Origin of the sequence: Nocardia pneumoniae NBRC 100136, assembly GCF_000308755.1 — a bacterium.
Lineage (GTDB): Bacteria > Actinomycetota > Actinomycetes > Mycobacteriales > Mycobacteriaceae > Nocardia > Nocardia pneumoniae.
On the sequence record NZ_BAGF01000020.1, the window covers coordinates 1 to 15,478 of the forward strand.

Annotated in this window: 14 protein-coding genes and 1 tRNA gene; 6 read left to right on the plus strand and 9 right to left on the minus strand. The window is 69.1% G+C overall.

Going from position 1 to position 15,478, the window contains the following annotated elements; all coding sequences use genetic code 11:
* Window positions 1–131: 131 nt before the first annotated feature.
* Both ON34_RS04980 and amaB read right to left on the minus strand, forming a co-directional pair.
* Window positions 132–205, minus strand: a tRNA-Met gene (locus ON34_RS04980).
* A gap of 63 nt (window positions 206–268) precedes the next feature.
* A complete protein-coding gene (amaB, locus tag ON34_RS04985) occupies window positions 269–1,801 on the minus strand; it encodes an L-piperidine-6-carboxylate dehydrogenase (protein ID WP_040775013.1) in 1,533 nt (510 codons plus the stop codon).
* 133 nt (window positions 1,802–1,934) lie between these two features.
* On the opposite strand from amaB, the gene ON34_RS04990 reads away from it, so the two are divergent.
* From ON34_RS04990 to ON34_RS05000, 3 genes are all read left to right on the plus strand, one after another.
* A complete protein-coding gene (locus tag ON34_RS04990) occupies window positions 1,935–2,387 on the plus strand; it encodes an Lrp/AsnC family transcriptional regulator (protein ID WP_040774829.1) in 453 nt (150 codons plus the stop codon).
* A 65-nt stretch (window positions 2,388–2,452) separates the two neighbouring features.
* Window positions 2,453–3,787, plus strand: coding sequence for an L-lysine 6-transaminase (gene lat, locus ON34_RS04995; RefSeq protein ID WP_051022159.1), 1,335 nt, complete (start codon window positions 2,453–2,455; stop codon window positions 3,785–3,787).
* A gap of 168 nt (window positions 3,788–3,955) precedes the next feature.
* Window positions 3,956–5,137: a YVTN family beta-propeller repeat protein gene (locus tag ON34_RS05000; RefSeq protein ID WP_245547890.1), complete on the plus strand. Its 1,182-nt coding sequence runs from the start codon at window positions 3,956–3,958 to the stop codon at window positions 5,135–5,137.
* Window positions 5,138–5,240: 103 nt separating this feature from the next.
* Here ON34_RS05000 and ON34_RS05005 read toward each other — a convergent pair whose 3' ends face one another.
* Window positions 5,241–5,591, minus strand: coding sequence for a hypothetical protein (locus ON34_RS05005; protein ID WP_040774832.1), 351 nt, complete (start codon window positions 5,589–5,591; stop codon window positions 5,241–5,243).
* Complete coding sequence (locus ON34_RS35795; RefSeq protein WP_157172178.1) at window positions 5,591–5,746, minus strand: hypothetical protein; 156 nt, start codon at window positions 5,744–5,746, stop codon at window positions 5,591–5,593. Before ON34_RS35795 ends, ON34_RS05005 begins: the two co-directional genes overlap by 1 nt.
* Window positions 5,747–5,777: 31 nt before the next feature.
* Here ON34_RS35795 and ON34_RS33320 point away from each other — a divergent pair, with 31 nt between their 5' ends.
* Together ON34_RS33320 and ON34_RS33325 are read left to right on the plus strand one after the other, a co-directional pair.
* Entirely contained in the window at window positions 5,778–7,151 is a 1,374-nt protein-coding gene (locus ON34_RS33320; RefSeq protein ID WP_051022160.1) for a serine/threonine-protein kinase, read from the plus strand.
* Between the two features lie 175 nt (window positions 7,152–7,326).
* Window positions 7,327–9,393, plus strand: coding sequence for a serine/threonine-protein kinase (locus ON34_RS33325; protein WP_051022161.1), 2,067 nt, complete (start codon window positions 7,327–7,329; stop codon window positions 9,391–9,393).
* Between the two features lie 10 nt (window positions 9,394–9,403).
* Here the strand turns inward: ON34_RS33325 and ON34_RS05020 are convergent, their stop codons facing one another.
* The 3 genes from ON34_RS05020 to ON34_RS05030 all read right to left on the minus strand — a co-directional run bounded on the left by ON34_RS05020 (window position 9,404) and on the right by ON34_RS05030 (window position 13,518).
* Entirely contained in the window at window positions 9,404–10,342 is a 939-nt protein-coding gene (locus tag ON34_RS05020) for a patatin-like phospholipase family protein (protein WP_040774835.1), read from the minus strand.
* Window positions 10,343–10,588: 246 nt separating this feature from the next.
* On the minus strand, window positions 10,589–12,394 hold the full coding sequence (locus tag ON34_RS05025) for an acetyl/propionyl/methylcrotonyl-CoA carboxylase subunit alpha (RefSeq protein WP_040774838.1): 1,806 nt from the start codon (window positions 12,392–12,394) through the stop codon (window positions 10,589–10,591).
* Between the two features lie 206 nt (window positions 12,395–12,600).
* A complete protein-coding gene (locus tag ON34_RS05030; protein ID WP_040774840.1) occupies window positions 12,601–13,518 on the minus strand; it encodes a sulfurtransferase in 918 nt (305 codons plus the stop codon).
* A gap of 169 nt (window positions 13,519–13,687) precedes the next feature.
* On the opposite strand from ON34_RS05030, the gene ON34_RS05035 reads away from it, so the two are divergent.
* Window positions 13,688–14,464: a helix-turn-helix transcriptional regulator gene (locus ON34_RS05035; protein WP_040774843.1), complete on the plus strand. Its 777-nt coding sequence runs from the start codon at window positions 13,688–13,690 to the stop codon at window positions 14,462–14,464.
* On the opposite strand, the gene ON34_RS05040 is transcribed toward ON34_RS05035, so the two are convergent.
* Together ON34_RS05040 and ON34_RS05045 are read right to left on the minus strand one after the other, a co-directional pair.
* Window positions 14,393–15,025: a nucleoside triphosphate pyrophosphatase gene (locus tag ON34_RS05040; protein ID WP_040774846.1), complete on the minus strand. Its 633-nt coding sequence runs from the start codon at window positions 15,023–15,025 to the stop codon at window positions 14,393–14,395. The two genes, ON34_RS05035 and ON34_RS05040, sit on opposite strands and share 72 nt — an antisense overlap.
* Window positions 15,022–15,348 carry an acyl-CoA carboxylase subunit epsilon gene (locus ON34_RS05045; RefSeq protein WP_444543828.1) on the minus strand — a complete coding sequence of 109 codons (327 nt, stop codon included), beginning with the start codon at window positions 15,346–15,348 and terminating at the stop codon, window positions 15,022–15,024. Before ON34_RS05045 ends, ON34_RS05040 begins: the two co-directional genes overlap by 4 nt.
* Window positions 15,349–15,478: the final 130 nt, after the last annotated feature.

Below are 15,478 nucleotides of genomic sequence, written 5' to 3' on the forward strand. Positions count from 1 at the left end.
TGCGGTGCGGTGCGGTGCGGTGCGGTGCGGTGCGGTGCGGTGCGGTGCGGTGCGGTGCGCGTGGTCCGTGGCCGTCCCGGTTCGGGCAAAGAAAAACGGCCCGGAACTGGATGTTCCGGACCGTTTTCTAGTAGCGGGGACAGGATTTGAACCTGCGGCCTCTGGGTTATGAGCCCAGCGAGCTACCGAGCTGCTCCACCCCGCGTCGGTAGGTACAACACTACACAGGTGTGTGCGTACTACCGAATCCGCTGGTGGATGGGGATGTTCAGCCGAACTTGATGCCCTGGGCGAGGGGCAGTTCGGTGGAGTAGTTGATCGTGTTGGTGGCCCGCCGCATGTAGGCCTTCCAGGAGTCCGAACCCGATTCGCGTCCGCCGCCGGTCTGCTTCTCGCCGCCGAAAGCGCCGCCGATCTCGGCGCCGGAGGTGCCGATGTTGACGTTGGCGATCCCGCAGTCGGATCCGTCGGCGGCGAGGAAGCGTTCCGCCTCGCGCTGATCGGTGGTGAAGATGGCGGACGAAAGACCCTGCGGCACTTCGTTGTGCAGGGTAATCGCGCGGTCGAATTCGTCGTAGGTGAGCACGTACAGGATCGGTGCGAAGGTCTCCTCGCGCACCACCGCCGTCTGGGCGGGCATGCGCACGATGGCGGGCCGCACATAGTAGGCGTCGTCGCCGAACCCCTCGACTCGCTCACCGCCGCAGACCAACTCGCCGCCGTCGGTCACCGCCTTGTCCAGCGCGGCGCGCATGCCGGTGTAGGCCTTTCCATCGATCAGCGGACCGACCAGCACCTCGTCGTCGAAGGGATTGCCCACCGGCAGCTGCCGATACGCCCGCTCGAGCCGCTCCACCAGCGGGTCGACCACGTCGCGGTGCGCGATCAGCCGCCGCAGCGTGGTGCAGCGCTGCCCGGCCGTGCCCGCGGCCGCGAACACGATGGCGCGGGCCGCGAGCTCGAGATCGGCGGAGGGGGTGACGATCGCGCCGTTGTTGCCGCCCAACTCCAGCAGGCAGCGCCCGAGCCGCTCGGCGACCCGCGGCGCGACGAGCCGCCCCATCCGCACCGAGCCGGTCGCGCTCACCAGCGCGACCCGTTCGTCGTCGACCAAGCGAGACCCGACGTCGCTGCCGCCCTGGATCAATTGATGCACTTCGGGATCCGCTCCCGCCTCGCTCGCCGCGCGCCGCAGCAACGCATGGCAGGCCACCGCGGTCAGCGGCGTCGTCTCCGATGGCTTCCACACCACGGTGTCCCCGCAGATCAGCGCGATCGCCGTATTCCAGGCCCACACGGCGACCGGGAAGTTGAACGCCGAGATCACCCCGACGACGCCGAGCGGATGCCAGGTCTCCATCAAGCGGTGTCCCGGTCGTTCGGAGGGCATGGTCTGTCCGTACAGCTGCCGGGAAAGGCCGATGGCGAACTCGCAGATATCGATCATCTCCTGCACTTCGCCCGCGGCCTCGGCGGGGATCTTGCCCGCCTCCAGGGTCACCAGCTCGGCCAGGTCGCTCTTGTGCGCGGTGAGCAGCTGCGCCAGCCGCCGCACGACTCCGGCCCGGACCGGTGCCGGGACGCTCCGCCACCCCTGGAAGGCGGTGGCGGCGCGGCCGATCGCGGCATCGACCTCGTTGAGCGAGCTGGGTCGCAGGGTCAGCAGCTGCCCTCCTGTGATCGGGGTGCGCGCGGGCAGCGCGCCGGGCTCCGGGGGACGTACGCCGAGTTCGCGTAGCACCGCGGTCGCGCGATCGCCGAGTTCCTGAGTAGTGGTCTTGGCGCCGAGTACTTCAGTCATCTGTTGTTCCGCCGTACCTTTCGGCCGCAGCGCGGCATCATTGGCCCGCAGAGCGGGGGTGTCGTCCCACATAGCGGGAGGATGGGGGTCTGGTTCCGGACACGAGGTGGGCCGCCTGGGTTAGCCTTCGCTGATGGCGGATACACCGGCAAGACCCGTACTGGATGACATCGATCGCCTGCTGATTCGTGAACTGATGGCCGATGGACGGGCCACCCTGTCGAATCTGGCCGAGAAAGCGAGTCTGTCGGTGTCCGCCGTGCAATCGCGGGTCCGTCGATTAGAGGCGCGCGGCGTGATCCGCGGGTACACCGCGCACGTCGATCCGGAAGCGCTCGGCCAGCTGCTGTCGGCATTCGTCGCGATCACTCCTCTCGACCCGTCGCAACCCGATGACGCGCCCGCGGTGCTCCAGCACATCCCCGGCATCGAGGCCTGCCACTCGGTGGCCGGCGACGAGAGCTACATCCTGCTGGTCCGTGTGGCGTCCCCGCGGCACCTCGAGCAGTTGCTCCAGGAGATCCGAGCCACCGCCAACGTGCGCACCCGAAGCACCATCATCCTTCAGACATTCTATGACAGGTAGCGATTGCTAGGAATTAATCCGTTTTGGTTGTAGAGCTTGCGTAAATTTTTACGTACCCTCAGGGCGTGACCATCGAACTGGAACGCACCCGCCCGGCGGTCACCCCCGCCGCCCGGGTCCACGAGATCTTGTCGGCGAGCATCCTGGCCGACGGCTTCGACCTGGTACTCGACCTCGAACAGTCCCGCGGCTGCCGTCTCGTCGACGAACGCGACGGCACCGCCTACCTCGACATGTTCGGCTTCTTCGCCTCCAACGCGCTGGGTATGAACCATCCCGCGCTCGCCGACGACGAACAGTTCCGTGCCGAACTCCTCACCGCGGCACTGAACAAGCCGAGCAACTCCGACATCTACACCGTGGAGATGGCCCGCTTCGTCGAGACCTTCGTGCGGGTGCTCGGCGATCCGCGGCTGCCGCACCTGTTCTTCATCGACGGGGGCGGCCTCGCGGTGGAGAACGCCCTCAAGATCGCGTTCGACTGGAAGAGCAGACACAACCAGATCCACGGCCGCACACCGGAACTCGGCACCAAGGTGCTGCACCTGACCGGCGCGTTCCACGGCCGCACCGGCTACACCATGTCGCTCACCAACACGGATCCGGTGAAGACGGCGCGGTTCCCGAAGTTCGACTGGCCCCGCATCAAGGCGCCGTATCTGACCGACGCCTTCGACATCGAAGAGGCGGAGGCGTGCGCGCTGGCCCAAGCGCGCCGCGCGTTCGCGGAAAACCCGCACGATATCGCGTGTTTCATCGCCGAGCCGATCCAGGGCGAAGGCGGCGACCGGCATCTGCGCGCACAGTTCCTGCAAGCCGTGCAGCGGCTGTGTCACGAGAACGACGCGCTGTTCGTCCTCGACGAGGTGCAGACCGGCGTCGGCATGACCGGAACCGCTTGGGCTTACCAGCAACTCGGGCTGGCGCCGGACGTCGTCGCCTTCGGCAAGCGGACCCAGGTGTGCGGCGTCATGGCGGGCGGGCGGGTGGACGAGGTGCCCGACAATGTGTTCGCCGTCAGCTCCCGGCTCAACTCCACCTGGGGCGGCAACCTCGTCGACATGGTGCGCACCCGGCGCATCCTGGAGGTGATCGAGCGCGACGAGCTCATCGAACGGTCCCGGCCGCTGGGCGCGCACCTGCTCGACCGGCTGGCGGGGGTGGCCGCGCGGCACGCCGACGCGAGCGAGGCCCGCGGGCGCGGTCTGATGTGCGCGATCACGCTGTCTTCGGCTCGGCTGCGCGATGAGGCGCTCGCGGCGTTGCACGGCCGCGAGCGCGTGCTGATTCTCGGCACCGGCGAGCGGGGCATCCGTTTCCGTCCCCCGCTGACCGTCACGATCGCCGAGCTGGACGAGGCCGTCGACGCCCTGGATCGGGTGCTGACCAGCCTCGAATAGCCGCGAAGAGGATGATCCGGGCATTCCGGTGTCCTCGGCGCGGGGTGCGCCGGAATCCCGGATCCACCTCCTAGGCTTCGCAAACATGTCCTCTCGTCTTCACCACTCTCCGAGCGGGTGCGGCGCGTGAACCGACAGCGCGTGTACCGACATTGCGCACCCCACCTCGTGGCTTCCCTCACCCTGCTGTCCGCCGTGGCGGGTTGCGCCGCCAGCGACGCGGGCACCGTCGGCGCCGAGGCGGGACAGGCGGCCACGGCCACCGTGGCCGCACCGACCGGCGGCGCGTTCCCGCCGCACATGACCGATCTGCTCCCCGGGATGCCGCCACCGCTCTCGCCCACCGACGTGTACGCGGCCAACCGCGAACTGAGTCCCAGCGTGGCCGACCATCGCCCGCTGGTCTACGTGCCCAACAGCCAGTCGCACACGATCTCGGTGATCGATCCGGACACCTTCCAGGTGATCGACACCTTCGCGGCGGGCGGCAAGGAGCCGCAGCACGTCGTCCCGTCCTACGACATGCAAACGCTCTACGTCACCAACGACTTGCCGCTGGGCGGGGGAAGCTTGTTGCCGATCGATCCGCGCACGGGCAAGCCGGGCGAGCCATTTCCCGTGCGCGACCCGTACAACATGTACTACACGCCCGACGGCCGGTACGCCGTGGTCGTCGCGGAGGCGGACAAGTCGCTGGACTTCTACGACCCGCAGACCTGGGAAAAGGTCCACGCGCTTCCGGTGCCCGACTGCGCGGGCATCGATCACATGGACTTCACCGCCGACGGCCGGTTCGGCCTGGCGTCCTGCGAATTCATCGGCCGGATGCTGGCTTTCGACGTCGCCGAGCGCAAGGTCGTCAAGGTGGTCGATCTGCCCGTCGGCCGCTCCGGCAAACCGCAGGATGTGAAGCTGTCGCCGGACGGGCACACCTTCTTCGTCGCCGACATGACCGCCGACGGCGTGTACACCTTCGACGCCCACACGTTCGAGAACACCGGTTTCGTGCCGACCGGCAAGGGCGCGCACGGGCTCTACGTCACCCGCGACTCCCGCCAGATGCTCATCACCAACCGGCACGAAGGCAGCATCTCGGTGTGGGATTTCGCGGCGAACGCCCTGGTGCACAAGTGGTTCGTGCCGGGAGGCGGCAGCCCCGACATGGGCAACATCTCCGCCGACGGGCGCGTCTTCTGGGCATCCGGCCGCCACCACGGTGAGGTGTACGCCATCGACATCGTCAACTGGCATCTCCTGGCGCGCATCCCCGTCGGCAAGGGACCGCACGGGCTCACCATCTGGCCGCAACCAGGACGCTATTCCACCGGGCACACCGGCGTCATGCGTTGATCCGCTGAGTCCATCGGCGGCGCGCACGGGGAGTAGCGCATTCGCGGACTCAGCGCAGGACCGCTGCCCCTCCTGGGCCAGTGGAAGGTCGAGCGTCGGTGGGCTATGAGCGAGTACCGACCAGCCGCAGGCCCAAACCGCCCTCGACGAAGCGGCGGACGGAGGCCAGTCCGGCGTCCAGGGCAGGCTGGTGGCCCGGGCGCGCCCACCCGGTGATGGTGGCGGTGCCGTCGCCCGCAGGCGTCACCCCGATCTCGGCCACCAGCTCGGCGGTGGTCGGTTCGCACACCGCCCAGGAGAAGTGAGTTTCCTCGGCCCAGCCCGCCTCGCGCCGGGCCACATAGTCCGGGTCGGTGATGCCGCCCGCCGCCAGCGCCGGGCGGTCATCGATGCGGTCGTCCGCGCGTAGCGCACGCAGATACCAAGCGCCCGCGTTGATCTCGATCGGTTCCATCAGCCTTCCCCCGCTTCGTCACGCCGGTCGGCGCGAACGACCAGTCTGTCGCATTCCGCGGCGCGGAGCCGCCCCGCTGCGACATGATCGGCCTTCAGCGGCGCCATTTGCGCGCGTTCCGCGGTACCGACATGGATTTCGGGTAGCTCCTCCATGAGGAGAAGGCTAGCGGGAGGTTCTATAGACATGGGCGAGCTGTGGTTCGGCCACTACCGTCTCGACCGGTTGCTAGGCTGCGGCGGCACGGGTGAGGTGTGGCTCGCGTACCACACCACCGCCGACCGTGCCGTCGCATTGAAGGTCCTGTCCGCCGTGCACGCGGCCGATACCGGCTTTCGGCAGCGGTTCACGAGAGAGGCCCGGCTCGCCGCGCAGGTGCGCGGGCCGCATCTGGTGCCGATCCATTCCTTCGGCGAGCTCGACGGACGTCTCTACATCGAGATGGAGTTCATCGATGGCCTCGACGTCGCGGCGCTGTTGCGGCGCCATGGGAGGCTGGAGCCCGCGCATGCGGTCGAGATCGTCGCGCAGACAGCCGCCGCGCTCGATGCCGCGCATCGCGCCGGTCTGGTGCACCGCGACGTCAAGCCGTCCAACATCATGGTGCGGCCGGACGGCATGGTGTACCTGATCGACTTCGGCACCGCGCACCGCGGTGATCAGCCCGCGATCACCGCCACCGGGAATGTGGTGGGCACGCTGGCCTACATCGCGCCGGAGCGGTTCGACGGCGTGGCAGGCCCCCAGGCGGACCAGTACTCGCTGGCCTGCGTGCTGTACGAGTGTGTCACCGGCCGAAGGCCGTTCGGCGACGGCGAGGCGCCGCGGCTGGTGCGCGCCCATCTGCTGGACACGCCGCCGCTCGCGTCCGCGGTGAATCCGGGTGTGCCCGCGGCGCTGGACGCGGTGATCGCACGCGGCATGGCGAAGGACCCGGACCGGCGGTGGTCCAGCGCGGGGGAGCTGGCGTCCGCGGGATATGCGGCCGTGATGGGCCGGGACGCGACGACGGCCGAGCTGACACCGGCGGTGTCGACCATCCGGCGACCGCCACACCGCCGGGCATGGGCTGCCGAATCGCGCAGACCGTACGCGCGGACGTCTCTCGGACCGCGCCTGGCGCTGGCGGCCTTCGCGGCTCTCGTCGCGGCGGTCGCGGGCGCGCTGTGGTTCGGGCGGCCCGAGCCTGCCGACGCGGGCCAGGCAGCCGCGCCGATTTCCTCCCCGAGGCAGGAGCGCACGTCGCACTCGCAACCGTCGTCGCTGGTCCCGGCCGCGCCCGGGCCGATTTCGGCGCCGATTCAGGTCGAGCCCGCAGCCGGACTGCCGTGCGATCCCACCGTCGACGTGCACGGTGTCGTGGTCGACGGCATCCGGTTGACCTGCACCCCGCTGGCGACGGGCAGAGCCGATTGGATTCCGTCGGGGTCCAATTCGGGTGCGGGCCCAGGGAACGTCGACAACGGCCCGAGCGGACCCGGCGGTGACAACTCGGGCAAGGACAAGCCGGACCATTCGAAACAGGGCAACGGCAAAGACAAGCCGAAACCGCCTCGCTAGGCGGCCATTCCGCCGGACTGTCGTCCAGCACACAGTGGTGCGCGACGCGGGGTGCGGTTACGCTCCGAAGAGGCCACGTCCTTCGCTTTCAACGCGGTGAGCTGCTGATTTTCCGTTGTCGGCGGCGCGACGACGGGCGGGTCGGCCAGACGTCGACGGTGACTGGAGGTTCGCGATGGGGGAGGTGCGATTCGGGGGTTACCGGCTGGAGCGGCTGCTCGGGAAGGGCGGCATGGGTCAGGTGTGGCTGGCGTACGACACGGCGGCGGCGCGACGGGTGGCGTTGAAACTCTTGCCCGCCGAACTCGCGGCCACCGGGGGTTACCGCAAACGATTCGAGCGCGAGGCCGCGGCCGTGGCGCAGCTGCGCGACCCGCACGTCCCCCGGATCCACCGGTTCGGCGAGATCGACGGTCGGCTCTACATCGACATGCAATTCGTCGAGGGCACCGATCTGGCGGGCGAACTCGTGGCCGCGGGGCGGATGAGGCCGGACGTGGCGGTCGGCATCGTCGGTCACGTCGCCGCGGCGCTGGACGCGGCGCACCGGGCGGGACTGGTCCACCGCGACGTCAAACCGTCGAACATCGTCGTCCATCCCAGCGGCTTCACCTATCTGATCGACTTCGGCATCGCGCACGGGCTCGGCCAGACGGCCGTGACCACCACCGGCATGGCGATCGGCACGCTGGCGTACATGGCTCCGGAACGATTCACCGGTGCGGTGGACGGTCGCGCGGACGTCTATTCGCTGGCCTGCGTGCTCTACGAATGCCTCACCGGCTCCCGACCCTATGGCGACACCGATCCCGCGCAGCAGATGCACGCCCACTTGATGACCGAGCCACCGCGGGCCCGCGCGGTGTGCGGCGAGGTTCCCGCGGCGCTGGATGCCGTCATCGCCCGCGGGTTGGCGAAGGACCCGAACGAACGGTTCCCCACCGCGGGCGAATTCGCCGCCGCCGCACGCGCCGCGATCGGCGCTGGCGTCCCGGACGCCGTACCGCCACCGGCGTCGGCTGGGGAAGGGCGTCCGAAGGCGCTGGCCGATGGACCTGCGGCGCCCGTGCCGAAGCCGACCGAGCACCTGCCCGAAGCCGGGAACGCAGCGGGACCGGGCGGGCGCTCGCAGGAACGCGTAGCCGACTCCGTTGCCGATGCCGCCGACGACAGGACTCCCCATCGGGCCGCGGATTCGACGGCGGCCGCAGGGCCTGCTCCGACAAAGGTCCTGCCGGAGCCGGGTCTGCCGCCGACCTTGGTGGCCACGAAACTCGACTGGTCGCTACATGCGCCCCGACCCCATCCGGCTCCGAGGCAGTATGCCCCCAATCCAGGATCTTCCGTACAGGGCTATTCCCGCACCCCAGCGGGCAGCGGTCACCCCATTGCCGGACAGCCGTACACCGCTGCTCGACAATCCCACCCTGCCGCCCAGGTGGGACATCCGGGCAACGGTTGGCAGGCGCGGTTGCTGGCACTTCAGTCCCGTGTGCTGTCGCCGAGGCCGGGCCCCGCCTCTCCGCAGCCCTATTCGCGGCCGGGCGTGCCCGCGCGCAAAGTCTTCCCGTCGGTCGGACGTCCCGCGTATCCCGTGGTTCCGCAGCGACGCCCCGTCGCCCCGGTGCTCCGACGACGGCCGCGGCGCCGGAGCCTGATGTCGAAGGTGATCGGCGCGCTGGTCGTAGTCTTCTTCGCGCCCTTCGCGTTCGCGGCGGGGTGCGTCGCTCTGATCGCGGCAGGCAGCAGGGCGGGCGACTCCGGCACGCCTGCCCCCACGTTGCCGCCCTCCGTGCTCGCCGTAGAGCACCCGGGACCGCCCGAGGATCAGCGGCTGCCCGACCCTGCCGGTGTGGCACCGGTCGGCACCGCCGTCCGCGACGGCAAGTTCGAATTCGTCGTGACCACAGTCGACACGGGCGTGTCCCGCATCGGACTGCAAACGGCCGCAGGGTCGTTCCTGACCGTCACGCTGGCCATCCGCAACATCTCCGACGAAGTGAAGTGGTTCCTACCGCTGGGGCAGCGCCTCGTCGACGCCAATGGCACGGCCTTCGATCACAACGCCACGGCCACCATGTGGCAGAACACGCAGCAGGGTTTCGGCTACTCCTTCGAGCTGCGCCCCGGCCAATCCGCCACCACCAGGCTGGTCTTCGACCTCCCACCCGACGCCAGCCCCGACCACCTCGAACTCCACGATTTCGTGCTCTCCAACGGCACTCGCGTCAAGATTCCTTGACCACCGACCGCTACACGGCGGGGATGGTGGTGGAGAGGGCGTCGAGAACGGCATGGCGGCCGATCTGGAGCGCCGCGGACAGCAGCGCCGTGTCGCGGGTGGCGCTGTCGACATCGGGCGAACCGGCCGGAGGGTGGATCTGTAGAACGGAATCGCCGAGGTCGGCCAGCGCTTTGTCCTCGACGTCCTGCTGACGCGGCCGTTCGAGCCAGGCGCGGTAGGCGCCGGGGGCCACCGCGCGCAGATAGCCGCCGCCCACGATCTGGTGCAGACGGGAGGCGGGCGGGCGTCGTTCGTCGACGCGTCGCGTGCGCAGCACCAGGGCATGCGTCGCGCCTGCTTTGACGGCGGTGCGGATCGGCACCGTCTCGGCGAGACCGCCGTCGAAGTAGGCGCAGCCGCCCAGGCTGACCGGCGGCCCGGCCAGGATCGGCAGGCCCGCCGAGGCGCGCAGCGCACGCATGAGCGCGCGCTTGTCGGTGATATGCGGATGCAGGTCGACCGCCAGACCGGTCCGGGTGTCGGTGGCGATCGGATGGAAGGTCGTCGAGTTCGCCAGAATCGCGTCGAAATCCATCGGTTCGATGCCGTCGTACACCTGGTGCACGAGGTAGCGCAGATCGAACGCGGGCCGCCCGCGCAACAGGCGGGCCGGGTCGATGGCGCGGCGCATGATCACCGGGTCGGTCCAGGCGCGCATCCCGGCGATCGCGCGCCCGCACAGCAGCCAGGCGCCGTTGATCGCGCCCGCCGACGTGCCGTACACCGCGTCGAACACCGCGGCGACCCCGAGTTCTTCCAGCGCGGACACCATGCCGCTGGAGTACACGCCTCGGCTGCCGCCGCCCTCGACGACGAGCACGAGCCGATGGCCGTCGGCCCGGCTGGACGCGGCGCGGCGCGCGCGGATCAGCTCCGCGACGGGGGAGACGCTTGACGAGCTGGTCACCGCATCACGATACGACACCGCGGCACGAATACCAGGCCCGCAGACGGAAGCTTGCGTGAACACAGAGGGGGGCGGTGCGGGCGCCTACGATGCGGCGGGTGCGTTCCGCCCTGAGGAACAACGCCGCCGATCGAACACCGCTGTGTGGGTGTCGCCTGTCAGGCAGCATGTGCGCTGTCAACGGAGTGGGGCGGGCGCGGACGACGTTGTCCTGCGCCCGCCCCGGAGACGGTCTTCGCCAGGTGTCTACTTGATCTCCGCGAGAACCGTGCCCTGCGTGATCGCCGCGCCCGCTTCCACGGACAGGCCGGTGACCACACCCGCCTTGTGGGCGTTGACCGGGTTTTCCATCTTCATGGCCTCGAGCACCACGATCAGATCGCCCGCCTCGACCGTCTGGCCCTCCTCGACGGCGACCTTGACGACGGTGCCCTGCATCGGAGCGGTGACCGCGTCACCCGAGGCCGCACCGCCGCCCGCGCCGCCACGCTTGCGGGGCTTGGGCTTCTTGCGGATGACACCCGCGCCGTTGCCCGCGGCCCCGCCCGCTCCGGCGCCGACGGTGAAGTTACCGGGCAGCGACACCTCGACGCGACGCCCGCCGACCTCGACGACGACCTTCCGCCGCGGCAGTTCCTCGTCCTCGTCGGCCGGGGCGCCCGCGCCCGCGAACGGCTCGATGGTGTTGACCCACTCGTTCTCGATCCACTTGGTGTAGACGTCGAACTTCTCGCCGTCACCCACGAACGCCGGGTCCTCGACGATCGCCCGGTGGAACGGGATGACGGTGGCCAAGCCGTCGACCTCGAATTCGGCCAGCGCGCGACGCGCGCGCTGGAGTGCCTGCGTGCGGTTCTCGCCGGTGACGATCAGCTTGGCCAGCATCGAGTCGAACTGCCCGCCGATCACGCTGCCGGCCACCACGCCGGAGTCCACGCGCACACCCGGGCCGGACGGCTCCTTGTAGACGGTGACCGGGCCGGGGGCGGGCAGGAAGCCGCGGCCGGCGTCCTCGCCGTTGATGCGGAACTCGAAGGAGTGGCCGCGGGGGGTCGGGTCTTCGGTGATCTCCAGCTTCTCGCCGTTGGCGATGCGGAACTGCTGGCGCACCAGGTCGATGCCGGAGGTCTCCTCGGTGACCGGGTGCTCGACCTGCAGACGCGTGTTCACCTCGAGGAAGGAGACGGTCTCGCCCTGCACCAGGTATTCCACGGTGCCCGCGCCGTAGTAGTGGGCTTCCTTGCAGATGGCCTTGGCCGAAGCGTGGATCTTCGCGCGCACCTCGTCGGACAGGAACGGCGCCGGGGCCTCCTCGACGAGCTTCTGGAAGCGCCGCTGCAGCGAGCAGTCGCGGGTACCGGCGACGATGACGTTGCCGTGCTTGTCGGCGAGCACCTGCGCCTCGACGTGGCGGGCCTTGTCCAGGTACTGCTCGACGAAGCATTCGCCACGGCCGAACGCGGCGGTCGCCTCGCGCACGGCGGAATCGAACAGCTCGGGGATCTCCTCGATGGAGTGCGCGACCTTCATACCCCGGCCACCGCCGCCGAACGCCGCCTTGATCGCGACCGGAACGCCGTAGGTCTTCGCGAACTCCACGACCTCGTTCGCGTCCTTCACCGGGTCCTTGGTGCCCGCGGCCATCGGCGCGTTCGCGCGCTCGGCGATGTGCCGCGCGGTGACCTTGTCGCCCAGGTCGCGGATGGACTGCGGGGACGGGCCGATCCAGATCAGGCCCGCGTCGATGACCGCCTGGGCGAAGTCGGCGTTTTCGGAGAGGAAGCCGTAGCCAGGGTGGATGGCGTCGGCGCCGGACTTGGCCGCGGCGTCGAGAATCTTGTCGAACACCAGATACGACTCGGCCGAGGTCTGGCCGCCCAGGGCGAAGGCCTCGTCGGCGAGCTTGACGAACGGTGCGTCGGCGTCCGGCTCGGCGTACACCGCGACGCTGCCGATACCGGCATCCTTGGCCGCCCGGATCACGCGCACGGCGATTTCGCCTCGGTTAGCTACGAGTACCTTCGTGATCCGCGCGCTGGCATGGCTGGGCACTGAGCCTCCTGTGTGCATTCTTCTGGTCGCTTCGCCGGGGATGGGGTCGCTGCGCAGGCTCCGCTCCCGTACTCGACAAATTTCCGTCTCGGCGAGTGTAGGCAGTCTGCCAACAGACGCCGCACTCGGCTAGTCCTACTCCACAGTAGGTCGTGGATCACAACGCACATGTGCTGTGGCAGGGACCGCACACGGTCCCCCCGGCCCTATCTCCCGCGGGTGCGCCGCGGACCAGCACCTGAGGGGACCTCGCCGGGTTCAGCACCCTTGGCGATCGGCATCCGCACCGAGTTGCCCCACTCGGTCCAGGACCCGTCGTAGTTCCGCACGCGGTCGTAGCCGAGCAGATAGGTCAGCACGAACCAGGTGTGGCTGGATCGCACGCCGACCCGACTGTAGACGATCAGGTCCTCCTGAGCGGGTAGCGCGCGGTAGACGTCGTCGAGTTCGGCGCGGGAACGAAACCGTCCGTCCGAGGCCAGCGCCTCGGTCCACGGGATGTTCGACGCGGTGGGGATGTGACCGCCGCGCAGCGCCGCGTCCTCCGGAGTGTCCGGTTTCTGGGCGAGCGCGCCGGAATACTCGTCGGGCGCGCGCACGTCCACCAGCGGTTTGCCGAGGTGGGCGAGCACGTCCTCGCGGAAGGCGCGGGTGCTGCCGTCGTCGCGGCGCACGGCCGGGTAGGCGCTGGGCACGGAATAGGCGGGCTCGAAGGTCGTGTCGCGCTCCTCGGAGATCCACGCCGCCCGGCCGCCGTCGAGCAAGCGCACATCCTGGTGTCCGAACAGGGTGAATACCCACGCCGTGTGCGCCGCCTGAGCGTTGCCGCGGTCGCCGTAGATGACCACGGTGTCGTCACGATCTATTCCTTTGGCGCGCATCAGTTCGGTGAATCGCGTTCCGTCGATATAGTCGCGCGTGACCGGATCGTTCAGATCGCTTCGCCAATCCAGCTTGGTGGCGCCCGGAACGTGCCCGATGTCGTAGAGCAGCGTGTCCTCGTTGGCCTCGATGATCTTGAGTCCCTTCGCGCCTATGTTTGCCGACAGCCATTCGGTGGTTACTAGTCGGTGAGAGTGTGCGTAGGAACCGAACGAGGGATGAGGATCCGGGGCAACGGGCACGATGTGGGTCCTTCACGCGTGGGTAGGGCGGCGGTGACGGCGATTGGGAAGTCTCACAGCGATGGTAGGTGTGAGACGACAGTGACTCTCGTTTCAGATCACAAATCGGATGAGGGGCGAATAAATGGCACCTAGATCCGATAAAGTCTCCCGGGAGGAGGGGTGAGCTATGTCCGATTCTTGGCCGCGGCGGCGACTGCTCGCGATCCTACGTGGCGCCAGCGAGCCTCTCGACGCTCAGGAACTGGCCAGGATCACCGGACAGCACGTCACCACGGTCCGGTTCCATCTGGACGTGCTCACCAGGGAATCCCTCGTCCGGCAATTCCAGCAGCCGCCGCGCGGTCGCGGCCGTCCGCGCATCGGATACAGCGCGGTGCAGCGATCGGTCGGCTATCAGGACTTGGCGCAGGTGCTCGCCGACCAGTTGGGGCCGGACCCACGGCGTAGATCGGAGGCCGCCGTCGCGGCGGGCCGCGCCTGGGGGACCAAGCTCGACATCGGCGAACACCGCGTCGAATCGCTGGAGGACGCCAAGGACATCACGATGACGTTGATGTCGGAACTCGGCTTCGCACCCGAACGCGACCCTTCGTCGGAGACCGCGGAAAAGGCGCTCATCCGGTTGACGGCGTGTCCGCTGCGCGAACTCGCGCGAACGCATTCCGAGGTGGTGTGCGGCGTGCACCTGGGTCTGATCCAGCAGGTGCTGGAGCGGGGCGGCGCGCGCGGCGAGATCGGCGCCCAGCTGCATCCGTTCGTCGAGCCGGAATTGTGCGTGGCACGGCTGGAACTGATCGCCGCGTCGCGCGAGAAAACCCAGGAGGCGGCCACCGTGCCCCCTGGCGGCGACGCGGAGGCGTTCCCGGCGCCGTCAGGCCGTGTGGCCCCACAACTGCGTAACGCTGATCCCAACGTCGCCAAGCAATCGGCGCAGCAGTGGTAGCCCGATGCCGATGACGCTGGACGGGTCGCCGTCGATGCGATCGACGAACCAGCCGCCGAGTCCGTCCAGGGTGAACGCGCCCGCGACCTGCAGCGGCTCTCCGGTGGCGATGTAGGCGTCCAGCTCGTCCGGCTCCGGCTTGGCGAAATGCACGGTGGTGCTGCTGCAATCGACCGCTTCGGCGGTGACCTGACCGTCCTGGAGCCGCACGACGCAGTGGCCGGTCACGAGATCCGCGCTGCGCCCGGCCATGTCGCCCCAGCGCGCGCGTGCGACCTCGGGGGTGTGCGGTTTGCCCTGGAGCTCGCCGTCGACGAGCAGCATCGAATCACAAGCCACCACAACGCAGTCGGCGGCGAACTCGGGAATGTCGGCGGCTACCGCGGCCGCTTTGGCCCGCGCGAGCTCCACCACGACCACCCGGGGCGGTGTGCCCTCGGGGAGGGCGGCGGCTACCGCGTCCTCGTCCACGGCGGAAACGCGGACGATCGGGTCGATGCCCGCCGAGCGGAGAACCTCCCGGCGGGCAGGCGACGCGGAAGCGAGAATCAGACGGGTCACCCGCGCAGGTGGGACAGCTGCGGGAAGGCGTACGGGGAGAACGGGGAACTGCCACGATGCATCAGCGTCGGGCGGCCCCACAGGTCCGGAGGACCGGACGGGCCCGCCGGCGCGGCGTCGCTCGCGAGGGCGGACAGCACACACACCAGCGCGGCGAGTTCCTCGTCGGTGGGCGAGCCTTTCACGACACGGAAGAACGGCTCGGCGGTGGCTTCGGCGGGTAGGGCGGCCGCGTCCGGGTCGGTGGCCGTACCGACCTCGTCCGTGAGCGGGTCGACTGCGAGATCCAGTTCGACGGCGCTCAACACATCTTCTTCTGCCACGGTCGTCACAGTGCCAGGTCCTCTCTTTGCCTCGATCGGGATGATCACCTGATCAGGCTGTTCCCATTTTCCGGCTGTTTACGGATGAAGCAATCATCCTCGGATTCACTCATTGCGTCTCTGCAACCAA

Coding starts and splice junctions, on each gene's coding strand:
- ON34_RS04990 (WP_040774829.1), top strand. CDS start 1,935: ATGGCGGATACACCGGCAAGACCCGTACTGGATGACATCGATCGCCTG.
- ON34_RS05035 (WP_040774843.1), top strand. CDS start 13,688: ATGTCCGATTCTTGGCCGCGGCGGCGACTGCTCGCGATCCTACGTGGC.
- ON34_RS33325 (WP_051022161.1), top strand. CDS start 7,327: ATGGGGGAGGTGCGATTCGGGGGTTACCGGCTGGAGCGGCTGCTCGGG.
- amaB (WP_040775013.1), bottom strand. CDS start 1,801: ATGACTGAAGTACTCGGCGCCAAGACCACTACTCAGGAACTCGGCGAT.
- ON34_RS33320 (WP_051022160.1), top strand. CDS start 5,778: ATGGGCGAGCTGTGGTTCGGCCACTACCGTCTCGACCGGTTGCTAGGC.
- ON34_RS05005 (WP_040774832.1), bottom strand. CDS start 5,591: ATGGAACCGATCGAGATCAACGCGGGCGCTTGGTATCTGCGTGCGCTA.
- ON34_RS35795 (WP_157172178.1), bottom strand. CDS start 5,746: ATGGAGGAGCTACCCGAAATCCATGTCGGTACCGCGGAACGCGCGCAA.